Here is a 14,674-nt window from a genome sequence, read left to right as displayed (position 1 = left end):
TTTGATTTTGCTCTGGACTGACTCAGGTCAAATATCGGCGTCGCTTTGCGTTAATTGACAATGTTTTGCCGTTATTGGCATTTCCCAGCGGGAAAAGCGCTGTGCCACGATGTTGGGAAAGCATATTGAACCGAAATGCGGGTTAAAAAAGGGTAACGGTAATTCGGAGAGGGCTGTTGTCCAGCGGATCAGGCGCGGGGCGAATTGGCCGGTGCGCACGCGGGCGCACCTTCACCAAATCGGGAGTCAATGTCGTTTTAACGCGGACGCGATCCCGGCCGCCCATTGCCCAGCATAATCGCCAGTCGGCTGCCGCCTGGCGTGGTCTCCATTAATATTTTGGTGACGCTGGTCAGCGGCACCGACAGCAGCATGCCCACCGGTCCCAATAGCCAGCCCCAGAAAATCAGCGACAGAAACACCACCAGCGTGGAAAGCCCTAAGCCGCGGCCCATCAGCTTTGGCTCCAGCATATTGCCAAACAGCATATGAATCGCACTAAACAGCGCGACTACAAACAGCGCATCGTAGACGCCATTTAACACCAGCGCCTGAATAAACGGTGGGATGCCGGCGATGATGGGACCGATGTTGGGCACGAAGTTGAGGATAAACGCCACCACGCCCCAAAACAGCGCGAATTTTACGCCGATCAATTCCAGCACCAGCCATACCGCGAGGCCGGTGATGGCGCTGACTAAGGTTTTCAGCGCCAGATAGTGAGTCACGCCTTTGAACGCTTTGTGGAGTCCGGCAATGCGGATTTGTGGATTCACCATAGCGTTACGCATTTTGTACGGCAGATGACGCACTTCAAACAGCATAAACACGACGGTGAGGATCAGCAGCAGCACGTTGGTCATGGCACCGGAAAACTGTTTCAGCAGCGTGGTGGCCATATCCATCATCACGTTGGGATCGAGTCGCGCGGCTAAAGCTTCCGTGGAGATATTGATATGAAAGCGAGCGGCAAAGTGCTGCACCACGCCAAGTTTTTGCTCCAGCATGCTTCGGATTTGCGGATAGGTATCGCTGAAGTCACTGGCTGAACTGGCCATCACGCCAACCAGCAACAGGATAACGATGAATATCACGGTGATTACCGCAGTGATCGCCAGACCGCGCGGCACGCCGCGACGCATCAGCAGCGTCACCAGTGGGTTGAGCACAATCGCCAGAAAGCTGGCGAGCAGGAAGGGCACCAGAATCTCTGACGCGGCGCGAATGCCCGCCAGAATGATCACCAGCATCGCCATCTTGACCAGCATGTTCTGGCCAATTTTTTCCTGGGGCAGGTTGTTCATTTACTCTCCTGAGTCATCAATGGCTCAGGAGAGTGTAGTTGAACGAGATTAAGTGATTGTTTATTTAGGAATAAGCGAAACGTGTCGAATGCGTCTTTCGGCAAAGGGGCTGTGAAATGCGCAATAAATTGCGCCGCTACGGGCATGTGCAGCTGATTTGTAGCGGCGCGATTCATCGCGCTATTTATTCCCCTGGCGCTGCATCAGCACGGTGGCGCCCAGCATCAAGGTGAGGCTGGCGAGCAGCGTCACGGTGGCCATTGCCATCCCTTGTCCCACGGAGCCCTGTTCGAACTGCCGCCAGATAAAGATCGCTACGGTCTGCGTGCCGGCGGGTGCCAGCAGCAGCGAGGTCACCAGTTCGCGTGAAGCCACGGCAAACACCATCATCATCGCCGCCAGCAGACTCGGCGCCACCAGCGGTAACACAATCAAGCGCAGTGCCTGCATGCGTGACGCGCCATGCACGCGTGCCGCCGGTTCCAGCGTAGGAGCCAGCTGGCGCAGCGCGCTGCTGACATAGCGCACCGGCCAGGGCAATAGCAGGCAGCTGTAGGAAAGCAGCAGGATAAACATCGTGTTGTAAGGGGAAACCGGCCAGAAGCCGCGGTTCCACAGCAGAATCAAACCGACGCCGACCACCACGCCGGGCATGGCGGCAGGCAGCAGCGCCAGCCCATCCATCATCGCCAGCAGGCGCGTCTTGCCTTCTGACACGCGCCAGGCGATCAGGAAGCCGAGCAAGCCCGTGAGCAGTGCCGCGCCTAACGCCAGCCCAATGCTGGTGGAGAACGCCGCTAGCGCATCACCTTGCTGACTGAACAGCGCACCGAAGTGGCGCAGCGTCAGGTTATCCAGATGCAGGCCGCCGGAAAGGGTATTCAGTAACCCACTCAGCGTCATCGCGCCCAGCGGCAGCATCACGGCGAGTAAAACGGTGAGAATAAACGGCAACATCATGAGTGGCAGCCAGCGTCCGCCCTCAGCCAGTTCCTGCACCACCGGTTTGCCGTTCACTGCCGTCACATCGCTGCTGCCGGTCAGTTTCCGTTGCAGGAACCAGGCAGTCAGTGCCACCAGGCTCAACATCAACGAGAGTGATGCCGCGCCCGGTAAATCGATTGGCCAGTCTGCCAGTTTGGTTTCAATACCGACGGTCATTAGCGTCAGATGCGCCTGAGTGCCGAGCGCCGCAGGCACGCCGTACTCTTCAATCGCCAGGGTAAACGCCAGCAGTACGCCGCCTGCTAACGCCGGAAGCGTCAGCGGCAGTGTGATCTGGGCAAAAGCACGCCAGGCCGACGCACCGTGCACGCGCGCCACCCAGGCGAGACGCTGTCCGCTCGCCATCAGCGATCGCGACACCGCAAAATAGACCACCGGAAAGATATTTAGCGTCATCACCAGCGTCATCCCGGTGCTGCTAAACAGCAGGCTATCGAGGTTGAAGCCAGTGAGTTGTTGCAGATAGCCGTTGCGTTGCAGTGCCAGCGTCCACGACAGCGCCACGATATAGGGCGGCGTGAGGAAGGGGATAAGGAACAGCAGATCCCACATCGCCGCACCCGGCAGGCGGAACAGGCCGCGCAGCGCGCCGAGCGGTAAGCCCAGCAGCAAACTGCACAGCGCCACGCCGCCGCCGATTTTCAGCGTGCCCAGCCACATTGGCACCAGCTGCGGGTCCTCAAACAGCGCCGGTAGCGCGCTGAAAGCCCCACTCCAGTTGCCCTCGCCAAGCTGCGGAAACAGCGCCTGCAGCACGATAAACAGTAGCGGCAGCGCCACCAGCAGTATCAGCGCCAGCAGAATCAATCCATTCAGGGCACGCGACATCATTTACTGTCCGAACAGGGCGCCAAAGCGCTTCAGCACCGCCGAGCGCTCGCTGCTGCCATCGCTATTGGCGGGCAGCAGTTTAATCTCGGTGAACAGCGGGCGCTGCGCTTTGATATCGGTACGCGCCGGCATCAGCCAGGCTTTAGCCACTTGCTCCTGACCTTCATCCGACAGCACATAATCGACGAACTTTTTCGCGTCATCAGCATGCTGGCTGCTCTTCAGAATCATCATCGGACGCGGCGCCACCACGGTGCCGTTCTCCGGGAAGATCACTTTGACGCTTTCACCCTGGGCAATGTTGTTATAGGTGACGTAATCCACTGCACCAAACACCGCCGCTTTCGCACCTTGCAATACCGGCGTCACCGCCTGGGCATTCGGGCCGCTCATCACCATGCCGTTGGCTTTTAACTGATCAAACAGCTGCCAGGCTTTTTCACCTTCGCTGTTTTGCAGGCCAATCAGCAAGTCGAGTGAGGCACCGGAAAGGGCCGGATCCGGCGTGGTGACTTTGTCTTTAAACGCGGGCGCGGTGAGATCCTGCCAGGTTTTAGGTTCCGGGGTATCGCTCTTGGTATTCCACACGATGCTCAGTGCCGAAATGCCCTGCGCCACGTAGTTGGCAGTTTTGAACTGATCCGGCACTTTGGCCGCATTGGCACTTTCGTACGGCAGCAGCCAGCCACGATGTTGCAGATCTTCAGCGGTATCCCATGAGGCAGAGATCAGCACATCGGCTTGCGGATTGGCCTGTTCGGCTTCCAGACGCGCCATCACCTTGCCGGTGGTGGCCTGGAAGATATTCACTTTGATACCAGTTTGCTTTTCGAATCCGGTGGCCAGACTTTTTGATAGCGAACCCGGACCGGCGGTGTACACCGTCAGCGCCTGGGCATCGTTGATCATCATGGCGGAGGTCAAAATCATCGCGCTGATGGCTCCTGTTTTAACTGACTTGAGAGATGGCATTGCGGTCCCCTGAGAGGTGAGTAACGGAAACAATCTGGCCCTGTGCCAGGTGAATAATGCGGTCGGCGAGCGTGTTGGCTTCCTCGCGGTCATGCGTGACATAAACAGCGGTAATGCCCGCGCTGCGCAGCAGATCGGCCATGGTGTGCACCAGGGTTTCGCGCAGGTCGCGGTCAAGGTTGGAGAGCGGTTCGTCGAACAACAAAATCGCCGGTTTAGCGACCAAAGCACGGGCGAGGGCCACGCGCTGCTGCTGTCCGCCGGAGAGCAAGGCGGGTTTGCGATCGCCAAAATCGGCGAGGCCGACCTGCGCCAGTGCGGCATCGGCCTGTTCACGCGCAGCGGCTTTCTTCACTCCGCGCATCCTGAGCGGAAAGGCAACGTTCTGCGCCACGGTCATGTGCGGCCACAGAGCGTAATCCTGGAAAACCATGCCGAGGTTACGCATCTCCGGCGCATCGCAATGACGTGCGGAGGCGGCGCAGCGCTCGCCAATCCACAATTCGCCTGCAGTAGGTTGCAGCAAGCCCGCCAGCAGTTTCAGCAGCGTGCTTTTGCCACAGCCGCTTGGGCCGAGTAGCGCGACAATTTCGCCTGGAGAGATGGTCAGGGAGAGATCGTGCAGAATAGTCAGGTTGTTCACCGACCATCTGAGATTTTTCAGTTCGATAGGCACGGCATGCGTCACTGGCCACCTCCGGCAAAGGAGTGGCACTGCGGCACGCGCGCCTGACAGCAAATCAGGAGCAGCATCAGATTGTGTATCCTCTTTGGGATTTGATGGGCGCGAGTGTAAGTGGGTGATATGACGAAATGATGACCATAAATTAGGGCGATCGCCGGATGCAGTCGGCAGGAAAAGGCGTATAGTTAGCCTTCTATACAAATATTTAGTCACCCACGAGCGCAATCACTCATGCCTGACCAGCCTGCCGCGGCCCCTGAACACGGCCGACTTCGCCTGAATCTCCTGATCCTCTCCATTGTGAAGTTCAACTTCGCCAGCTATCTCACGATTGGCCTGCCGCTGGCGGTACTGCCGGGCTTTGTCCATGACGGACTGGGCTACAGCGCCTTTTGGGCCGGGGTAGTGATCAGCCTGCAATACATCGCCACGCTGCTGAGCCGCCCGCATGCCGGGCGCTATGCCGATATGTGGGGACCGAAAAAAGTGGTGGTGCTGGGATTGGTCGGTTGCCTGATCAGTGGCATCTGCATCTTGCTCTCGGCGCTTACTGAGGGGCAGGGCGTGCTAAGTCTGATCTTGCTCTGTCTGGGGCGCGTGATACTGGGCGTGGGGCAAAGTTTCTCGGGCACCGGCACCTCACTGTGGGGCGTGGCGCGCGTTGGGTCGCTGCATATTGGCCGGGTGATTTCATGGAACGGCATTGTCACCTACGGCGCGATGGCGATTGGCGCACCGCTCGGCGTGGTGATTTTCCGCAGCGGCGGTTTACTGCTGCTCTCCAGCATCATTATTGCCATCTGCGTGCTGGCGATTGCTCTAGCCCTTCCGCGTGCGCCGGTGAAAGGCAGCAAAGCCAAACCGCTGCCGTTCCGCGATGTGCTGGGAAAAATCTACGGCTTTGGCCTGATCCTGGCGATGGGATCGGCGGGCTTTGGCGTCATCGCCACCTTTATCACCCTGTTCTATCAGGATAAGGGCTGGGATGGTGCTGCCTTTGCCTTAACGATGTTCAGCGCGGCCTTTGTCGGCACGCGTCTGCTGTTCCCCAATGCGATTAATAAGCTCGGTGGCCTGCGCGTTGCCAGTATTTGCTTTGCGGTAGAGGCCGTCGGGCTGTTTCTGGTGGCCGGATCGTTTGACCCGTGGATGGCAAAAGCGGGTGCGTTCTTAACCGGAGCAGGATTCTCGCTGGTATTCCCGGCGATTGGCGTGGTGGCAGTAAAAGTGGTGCCGCAGCAGAACCAGGGCAGCGCGCTGGCGACTTACACCGCGTTTATGGATCTGTCATTGGGCATCACCGGACCGATTGCGGGCTTTATCATGAGTTACGCTGGGGTCTCGCTGGTCTATCTGCTTACCGCGCTGCTGGTGTGCCTGGCGCTGTTCTGCACTATCAGAATGATGAGACGTATGCCGGAAGAGGTGAGTGTAGAAATCAAAGAAAATGCCTGATTTTCAATTAACAAGGCATCATCAAATTATTCATGTCAATAGCTCAGGCACCCTCTAAACAGGGTGTTCAATCGCTCAGGCATCCTCTAAATAGTTTACGTCAGAGCAAGGCGGCAAGTTTGTAAGTCCCCAGGAGCTTACGCCCGTAAGTGACTGGGGCGCGCAAACGCAGCCAACGCAGCTATGGCGTAAAATATGACGAGGATGGAAAAAAGGGCCTCCGACCGAGGCCAACACTAACAAAGTGTGTCTTGTTAAAGACACAGATAAGGGTAGGGGAAGCGGCGGCACGTACCCTCAGCCGCCGTTTTAAATCAGGCTTGCAGCAACTCAATACTCTGGCGAATTTCGCGCTCAATCTCTTTTGCGCCCCACTTCTCCAGCTCAGAGGAGAACGGTTCAAAGGCGTAAATGCCCTTATAGCCAAGCATCTCCAGACGTTTCACCTGCGCCACGCTGTTCAGCACATCGCGGTCGCTCAGCATAATGCGTTCTTCATCGGTCAGTTCAGCAGTGGGACGGGTATCCTCCACGCCAGAGAGATGCACTAAACCAATCTGGTTAACATCAATCTCCTGCGGGAACTCCTGCTCGGCGTTCTCATAAAGATGATGATGGAAGGTATCCAGCAGCAACTTGAACGGTGCGCCGGACTGCTTAATCAGCTTTTGTGTCTGCACCGCAGAGCGCAGTGAACTCACCGGGAAACCTAAGGGTTCAACCAAACCCTGAACACCATATTCGGCAAACAGTGGTGCCAGCTTTTGCAGCGCTGCCAGCGTGTGTTCTGGCGCGATGGCGATTCCTTCATTCAGCGGGCACATCACCAACGCTTTGGCGCCAATCGCCCTGGCTTCCTGCAGCATCGCCTCGGCCTTCGCCAGCAACGCATCATCGGCGCGGTTAAACGGGTAGAGCGCATTAATGGTTTCAATCTCGATGTGATACTTATCCGCCAATGCGCGCAGCTGCACCGCACTCAGGTCATCGGTCACCTTGCCGCCCGACATATCATTACGCAGTTCCACTTTGCTCAAACCCAGTCGCTGAACCAACTGGAAGAAGGCTTCAAGGGAGAGTGCAGGGGCAATTTTACGGTTGATACAGAAACGGGTTGGATCGATGGCCATGAGTGGCTCCTGTAATAGGATACGGGTCAGATGCTGCAAAGAGAACATTTATTTCATTGTTAGTGAATTATGAAATATCAGATATTGGATCTTCCTCGCAAAAATTTCATATTTCGTTTCGCGTAACATCATGCTGGCGTGATCTCAGTGGAAATTGTTTGGTCACAGAGGGTTATGATTACGTGTCGGCAAGAGAGGCAGGGCGCCGATCGAGCAAGGTTTGCGGCCTTGCTGCAGGGAAGGCGGAAAAAATGCGATCCATGCCGCTAAAAGGAAATTTTCCAAAAAGAAGTATTTGAAAAATTTATTTCATTGTAATAGCTTCATAGCACGCTTTTCGTATTGCCTGGTCAGGTAGCATTGCAGTGTTAACCGACTGCCTGCAGGGAACTTCACATCAAAGAGGCAACGACATGACTATCGTAGGAAACTTTATCGGCGGCAAGATTACTCACAGCGCCAGCAATGAAACCATCCCGGTATACGATCCGGCCACCGGCAAAGTCGCGCGTGAACTGACGCAGAGCACCGCTGCTGAAGTGGAAAAAGCGATTGAAATCGCCCATGCCGCGTTCCCTGAATGGTCGAAAACTGCGCCGTTGCGTCGTGCCCGTGTGATGTTCAACTTCAAAGCGCTGATGGAAAAACACCGTGACGAGCTGGCTGCGCTGATCGTATCTGAGCACGGCAAAGTGTGGTCCGATGCTCTTGGTGAGCTGACCCGCGGTATTGAAGTCATCGAATATGCTTGTGGTATCCCGCACCTGATTAAAGGCGAAAACTCACCGACCGTGGGCACCGGCGTTGACAGTTATTCATTGATGCAGCCAGTGGGCGTGGTGGCGGGTATCACGCCATTCAACTTCCCGGCGATGGTGCCGCTGTGGATGTTCCCTATCGCCCTCGCGTGCGGTAATACTTTCATCCTCAAACCACCGGCGCTGGATCCATCAGCTTCTGTGCGTATGGCAGAGCTGCTGAAAGAAGCGGGCCTGCCAGATGGCGTGTTCAACGTGGTGCACTCCTCCAACGAAGACGCTGAGCAGCTGTATAAAGATCCGCGCATTGCCGCGGTAAGCTTCGTCGGTTCTTCCGGCGTGGCTGAGCACATCTATAAAACCGCCAGCGCCCACGGTAAACGTGTGCAGGCGTTTGGTGCGGCGAAAAACCACGCCATCGTGATGCCAGATGCCGATCTGGATGCCACCGTGAATGCCATCATGGGCGGCGCGTTTGGTTCTGCCGGTGAGCGTTGCATGGCGCTGCCAGTGGTGGTGGCGGTCGGTAATGACACCGCTGACAAACTGATTGCGCGTCTGACGCCGCTGATCAAAGCGCTGCGCGTCGGTCCTGGCATCCAGAAGGGTGCTGAAGAGAACGAAATGGGCCCGGTGGTTTCTGCCGCGCATCAGAAGAAAGTGCTGGGCTACATCGACAAAGGTGAAGCTGAGGGCGCGAAACTGGTGGTGGATGGCCGTGGCGTCAAAGTCCCGGGCCACGAAGAAGGTTACTACGTTGGCGGCACACTGTTTGATAACGTGACCCCGGACATGGTGATCTGGCGCGAAGAGATCTTCGGGCCGGTGCTGAGCATCATGCGTTCTACAGATTTTGACAGTGCACTGAAGCTGGTCAACAGCCATGAATTCGGTAACGGCAGCGCCATCTTCACCAGCAACGGTCACACTGCGCGTGAGTTTGTACAGAACGTGGAAGCAGGCATGGTGGGTGTTAACGTGCCGGTGCCCGTACCAATGGCGTTCCACAGCTTCGGTGGCTGGAAGCGTTCGGTGTTTGGTGCGCTGAACGTGCACGGTCCAGACGGCGTGCGTTTCTACACCCGCATGAAAACCGCCACCGTGCGCTGGCCGAGCGGTCAGCAGACTGTTTCAGAGTTCAGCATGCCAACGCTGGGCTAATCTCGCTTAACTTAGGAGATCGATGATGTCTTTGATTTCGAAAGCGCAGCAGCCAGACAGTAACGGTCGTATCCAGCATGTCACGCCAGAAAGTGCGGGCTGGGAGTACGTCGGCTTTGATGCCTATTTGCTGAAGAAGGGCCAGAGCCTGAAGCTCAGCAGCGGCGATAAAGAACTGTGTCTGGTGCTGGTGGCGGGTTTTGCCTCGGTAAAAACCCGCAATGCGGAGTTCCCGAACCTTGGTAAGCGTCTGTCACCGTTCGAGCGTATTCCACCGTACTCGGTGTATGTGCCACACGATGATGAAGTAGAAGTCTACGCCGATAGCGATCTGGAGCTGGCGGTGTGTAATGCACCGAGCAGTGGCAACTTGCCTGCGCGCCTGATTGCGCCGGAAGATGTGGGTGTGGAGCAGCGTGGTAAAGGACGCAATCAGCGTCTGGTGCACAACATTCTGCCGGACAATAAAGAAGCCGACAGCCTGCTGGTGGTGGAAGTGTATACCGACGAGGGTGCGACCAGTTCGTACCCAAGCCATAAGCACGACCAGAAAACCAGCCCGGACGAAACCTATCTGGAAGAGACCTACTATCACCGTTTCGATCCAGAGCCAGGCTTCGCGATGCAGCGCGTGTATACCGACGACCGTTCACTCGACGAGTGCATGGCGCCGTATAACCGCGATGTGGTGACCGTCCCGCGTGGCTATCATCCGGTGGCGACGATTGCGGGTTACGATAACTACTATCTGAACGTAATGGCGGGTCCGGAGCGTCTGTGGAAGTTTACCTGGGAGAAAGATCACGCCTGGGTGAACAGCGATAAGTATCCGCGCAGCAAATAATCCGTATCGAAGAAAGCAGAAGGGCAGCCATGTGGCTGCCCTTTTTTATGTGCAAGATTCAACGTGCTATACGTTGGTTCCAGTGGCGATTAAACATCGCTTCGCCATTGTGCTTAACCTGCATGTCTCCACTCACAATGAAATGCGTCAGATCGCTGCGCATCTCCAGCGTGATATCTGTTTCGGTCCACCAACCCTCGCGCCCGATTTTCATGCTTTGCGTCAGCAGATAATGAGCGGATAAAGGATCTTCATTTTGCAACGTCAACTGGCGTCGCAGGCTATGGTCCACGGTAGTATCAATATCATCAAAGCGGTAAACCCCTTCACCAAATACACCGCCGACACCATTGGTGATGCTCTGCCACTGATCTTTCACCACGTCGTAGTGCAACTCGCGATCAACCCGACCCGGAGAAAGGATCGTCAGTGGCGTATTGGCGGCCGTTGCAGGATGCGGATTCGGCCCGCTGATGGGTTCGACCTGCTGGCACACCGGTAGCTTGAGCGTTGCGCTGGCAAGGTTGATGCTCAGTATTGCCTGTTCCGCCATGGGCCAAATCATTGGCCAGAAGGTGGTGGCCAGGGAGACGCGCAGGCGATGACCCGCCGCGAAGCGCCACGCAATCCCGTCAAGTTGCACGGCAACCTGAACGTTCTCACCTGGCGTAAGAGGCGCACATTTATCCTGACCTTGCAGATGGCTGAGGTTGACCCAGCCATGGGTGACCCGCGTCGATGCACCATCGGGTGCCACATCCGATAAGCGAACATAGAGCATCGCGGCGGGCTTATCGCTGGACAAGGTGACGTTAAACTGCGGGAAACCATAGATGCTGAGACTTTCACTCAGCACCGGGCTATCGTAGTTTTCAGTTAAGCCCTCATCCATGCGCTGATCGCTCGGACTTTCGCCTAAGACGCCCGCGCCCATCCATTCACCTGCAAATAACCCATGGTTTTGCGGCGTGCATACGGATTGCCAGTGATCCTCATCCAGCGCTGTGGATGCCAGTACGGCAGGATGCAAATGCCAGCGCTGGGCAGTCGTGACCTCATCGGTATCGCCGTCAATCGCGATCCACTCACCTACCGCCTGCGGGCGTTGCGAGTTAGGCCGCTGACTGTCATTCAGCCAGGCTTGAACGCGTGGCCCTGCCATCACATCGTTATCGTCTTGTTTTAACCAGCGATCCCACCATTGCACCGCCTCTTGCAGGAAGCCGATGGCCGGTTCAGGGGTGCCATCCTGCGGGTAGATGTGCGCCCATGGGCCAATAATGGCTTTGCGCGGCACCTCAAGATTATCCATCAGGCGAAAAATGGCATTACTGTAAGAGTCAGCCCAACCGCCGACCGCCATCACCGGACACTGAATGGCAGACCAATCTTCCCCCACCGAGCCGTGCTTCCAGTAGGCATCCTTCAGAGGATGCTCCATCCACAAGGCCGGGAAGAAGGGCATGTTTTCTAGTCGATGCAGCCAGTCCTGATACCATCCTTCTCCCACCAGTACGGGATCCTGTGGGCGGCTCTGATAGGCCAGCATAATGCCGGCCCACCACAGGTTGTCATTCAGTAAGCAGCCGCCCTTGTAGTGAATATCGTCGTTGTAGCGGTCATCGGTGGAACACACTGTGATGATGGCCTTCAACGCTGGGGGACGGCGTGCCGCCAGCTGCAGGCAGTTGAAGCCACCCCATGATTTACCCATCATGCCGACGGCACCGTTGCACCATGGCTGTTGGCTCATCCACGCGATCACTTCCAGCGCGTCTTCCTGCTCCTGTAGCAGATACTCATCCGCCAGCAGACCTTCAGATTCACCACTGCCGCGCATATCAACGCGCAGCACCGCGTATCCCTGACCCGCAAAATAGCCATGCATCGGTTCATCACGCGTGCGTGTCCCATCACGTTTGCGATAGGGAATATATTCAAGTATTGCGGGAACCGGTTGCTGTGAGGCGGATAAGGGCAGCCACATGCGGGCCGCCAGTCGCGAGCCATCTTTCAGGGTGATCCACAGATGTTCTGTCACGCTGACATTGTGTGGAAATTGCGTTACCAAGGTTTTCATGAGGCTCCTGCCATCGCGTTTGACTGGCGCTGACCCAACACCTCATCCAGCCAGGATGGGCGCATTTCCGGAACGGAGGTCAGCAATTTTTCGGTATAACTGTGCATCGGTGCGCTGAATACTTGTGCGGTTGGGCCTTGCGCCACCACGTTACCCTGATACATCACTGCAACTTGCTGCGCGATACGTTTCACCGTGCTCAGGTCGTGCGTGATAAACAGGTAGGAGAGTTGTAACTGCTCCTGCAAACGACGTAACAGGTTGAGCACTTCTTCAGCCACCAGTGGGTCGAGCGCCGAAGTGGCTTCATCGCAGATTATGAGATCCGGCTTAGCTGCTAGCGCTCGTGCAATGCACACTCGCTGCTTTTGTCCGCCAGAAAGCGCGCCAGGGTAGCGATCAATCAGGCTGAGTGGCAGCTCGGTCAGGCGCAGCAACTCCTCCACGCGCACTCGCACCTGGCGTTTATCCAGACCAAAATAGAAGGCAATCGGTCTGCCAATGGATTCAAGAATGGTCTGGCGGGGATTCAGCGCCACATCGGGTAACTGATAGATCATCTGAATGCGACGCAGGGTTTCTTTGTCGCGCTGCTGATAACGATTGGCCAGCGTTTGTGCTCCGAAGGTCACTTGCCCCTGAGTATCATTCAGCAGGCCGCACAGCGCGCGAGCAAGGGTACTTTTACCACTGCCAGACTCGCCAATAATCGCCAGAGTCTCTCCTTTGGCCAGGCGCATTGAAACGCCATGTACCACCGTTTTGCCGTTATAACCGGTCGAGAGATTTTGCAACGTCAGCAACTGTCCCTGCGGTGCCGTGTCAGCGTGAATAGCGGTCAGAGCATGCGCGCGTTCGGACACCAGTTGCTGAGTATAACTTTGGACGGGGTTTTCCAGAATATCGACGGTGCGTGCGCATTCGACTTCGCTGCCCTGGCGTAACACCATAATGCGGTCTGCAATCTGCGCGACAACGGCCAGATCGTGCGTGATGTAAAGTGCGGCAGTATTAAACTCCCTGACCAGCTTACGCAGCATCACCAGCACTTCAATTTGCGTGGTGACATCGAGTGCGGTTGTGGGTTCATCCATGACCAGCAAGTCGGGCTTGCATGACATCGCCATCGCCGCCATGGCACGCTGGAGCTGTCCACCGGAAAGTTGATGCGGGTAGCGTTCACCAATCGTGTCTGGTTCTGGCAGGTCGAGTGCGCGAAAAAGCGCGATAGCCCACTCTTTGGCTTCAGCAGAATTCATCAAGCCGTGGCGAATCGGTCCTTCACAAACTTGCTTACCAATAGTCAGAGCGGGATTGAATGCAGCCGCGGCACTCTGCGCAACATAGGCGACGCGCTTGCCGCGGATTTCACGCTTCTCTTTCGTGGAGAGCGGCACAATATCCCGACCGGCAATGCGGATCTCTCCGCTCGCGATACGGCAGCCGGGGCGAGCATAGCCCAGAGCTGCCAGACCAATGGTGGATTTGCCTGCGCCGGACTCGCCGATCAAACCCAGCACTTCACCGGGTTGCAGGCTCAGGGAAATATCCTTAACCAGCGGGATTCCCTGTTCCGTTTCAATGCGCAGATTGCGCATCTGTAAAATAGGTTGAGTCATCCTTCATCTCCCAGGGAAAGATTATTTCGCACCAGCAGCCAATCCACCACCAGGTTGACGCCGATGGTAAGCAGCGCAATGGCCGCAGCGGGATAAAGGGGAGCGAACTGACCAAAGTTAATCGCCTGAGCGTTGTCACGAACCATGCTGCCCCAATCGGCCCACGGTGGCTGAATGCCCAGTCCAAGGAAACTTAACCCGGCAATGAACAGGAAGGTAAAACAGAAGCGCATGCCGAATTCCGCCAGCAAAGGGGGCATGGCATTGGGCAAGATCTCTTTACGTACAATCCATGCTAAACCTTCACCGCGCAAGCGTGCCGCTTCGACATACTCCTGACAGACAATGCCTTGCGCCACTAAACGGGCAAGACGATAAACTCGCGTGGCATCCAGCAGCGCAATGGTAACGACCAATACCGGAATTGATGTGCCCAGCACCGACAAAACAATCAACGCCAGAATCAGCACGGGAATCGACATCAGCGTATCGACAATACGCGTCAACACGATATCGACCCAGCGGCCGTAAATCGCTGCCGTGAAGCCGGTAATAATGCCGACCACAAACGAAATAGCCGTGATGGCGAGCGCAATGGCAATGGTGGTGCGCGCGCCAAACAGAATACGCGACAGCATGTCTCGCCCAAGGCTGTCAGTGCCCATCGGCATGGATAATGACGGCAGCATCCAGATATCGCCGACCTGCGCTGTCTCAGTGTGTGGCGCTAGCCAGGGAGCAAAAACAGCGGCGATCAGGTTAATGGCGATGATGGCAAGGCCCAGTATCGCGGAGAGAGGGACCGCTCGTATGTTGGCTTTTTTCATCAT

At 56.5% G+C, this 14,674-nt stretch carries 12 protein-coding genes; 3 read left to right on the top strand and 9 right to left on the bottom strand.

From position 1 onward, the window contains the following. Window positions 1-27: 27 nt before the first annotated feature. The 5 genes from ACXI0A_RS20300 to ACXI0A_RS20280 form a co-directional block, all read right to left on the bottom strand. Window positions 28-219, bottom strand: a complete 192-nt coding sequence (locus tag ACXI0A_RS20300) for a hypothetical protein (protein WP_224934339.1) — start codon at window positions 217-219, stop codon at window positions 28-30. Window positions 220-257: 38 nt separating this feature from the next. Next, entirely contained in the window at window positions 258-1,304 is a 1,047-nt protein-coding gene (locus tag ACXI0A_RS20295; RefSeq protein WP_224934340.1) for an AI-2E family transporter, read from the bottom strand. Between the two features lie 180 nt (window positions 1,305-1,484). Next, a complete protein-coding gene (locus tag ACXI0A_RS20290; protein ID WP_476150766.1) occupies window positions 1,485-3,140 on the bottom strand; it encodes an ABC transporter permease subunit in 1,656 nt (551 codons plus the stop codon). Further along, entirely contained in the window at window positions 3,141-4,112 is a 972-nt protein-coding gene (locus ACXI0A_RS20285) for an ABC transporter substrate-binding protein (protein WP_479485284.1), read from the bottom strand. Next, on the bottom strand, window positions 4,090-4,800 hold the full coding sequence (locus ACXI0A_RS20280; protein ID WP_224934343.1) for an ABC transporter ATP-binding protein: 711 nt from the start codon (window positions 4,798-4,800) through the stop codon (window positions 4,090-4,092). The genes ACXI0A_RS20285 and ACXI0A_RS20280 overlap by 23 nt, the downstream gene beginning before the upstream one ends. A gap of 228 nt (window positions 4,801-5,028) precedes the next feature. Between ACXI0A_RS20280 and ACXI0A_RS20275 the strand changes: the two genes are divergently transcribed. Then, window positions 5,029-6,252 (top strand): MFS transporter, encoded by a 1,224-nt coding sequence (locus ACXI0A_RS20275; protein ID WP_224934344.1) that lies wholly within the window; start codon window positions 5,029-5,031, stop codon window positions 6,250-6,252. A 314-nt stretch (window positions 6,253-6,566) separates the two neighbouring features. Here ACXI0A_RS20275 and ACXI0A_RS20270 read toward each other — a convergent pair whose 3' ends face one another. After that, window positions 6,567-7,382: a TIM barrel protein gene (locus ACXI0A_RS20270; RefSeq protein ID WP_476150767.1), complete on the bottom strand. Its 816-nt coding sequence runs from the start codon at window positions 7,380-7,382 to the stop codon at window positions 6,567-6,569. Between the two features lie 413 nt (window positions 7,383-7,795). Between ACXI0A_RS20270 and ACXI0A_RS20265 the strand changes: the two genes are divergently transcribed. Next, window positions 7,796-9,301, top strand: coding sequence for a CoA-acylating methylmalonate-semialdehyde dehydrogenase (locus ACXI0A_RS20265; RefSeq protein ID WP_200575909.1), 1,506 nt, complete (start codon window positions 7,796-7,798; stop codon window positions 9,299-9,301). 25 nt (window positions 9,302-9,326) lie between these two features. Continuing rightward, complete coding sequence (iolB, locus tag ACXI0A_RS20260; RefSeq protein ID WP_476151200.1) at window positions 9,327-10,145, top strand: 5-deoxy-glucuronate isomerase; 819 nt, start codon at window positions 9,327-9,329, stop codon at window positions 10,143-10,145. A 58-nt stretch (window positions 10,146-10,203) separates the two neighbouring features. Here the strand turns inward: iolB and ACXI0A_RS20255 are convergent, their stop codons facing one another. The 3 genes from ACXI0A_RS20255 to ACXI0A_RS20245 are packed head-to-tail and all read right to left on the bottom strand — an operon-like array spanning window position 10,204 to window position 14,671. Continuing rightward, window positions 10,204-12,225 carry a CocE/NonD family hydrolase gene (locus ACXI0A_RS20255; protein WP_476150768.1) on the bottom strand — a complete coding sequence of 674 codons (2,022 nt, stop codon included), beginning with the start codon at window positions 12,223-12,225 and terminating at the stop codon, window positions 10,204-10,206. Further along, window positions 12,222-13,844, bottom strand: a complete 1,623-nt coding sequence (locus tag ACXI0A_RS20250) for a nickel ABC transporter ATP-binding protein NikE (protein WP_476150769.1) — start codon at window positions 13,842-13,844, stop codon at window positions 12,222-12,224. The genes ACXI0A_RS20255 and ACXI0A_RS20250 overlap by 4 nt, the downstream gene beginning before the upstream one ends. Continuing rightward, entirely contained in the window at window positions 13,841-14,671 is an 831-nt protein-coding gene (locus ACXI0A_RS20245) for an ABC transporter permease subunit (protein WP_476151201.1), read from the bottom strand. Before ACXI0A_RS20245 ends, ACXI0A_RS20250 begins: the two co-directional genes overlap by 4 nt. Between the last annotated feature and the right edge of the window lie 3 nt (window positions 14,672-14,674).

It is taken from the genome of Pantoea sp. C1E2, from assembly GCF_056491465.1.
The sequence above is the reverse complement of the archived record's forward strand: the minus strand, read 5'-3'. Positions and strand labels throughout refer to the sequence as shown.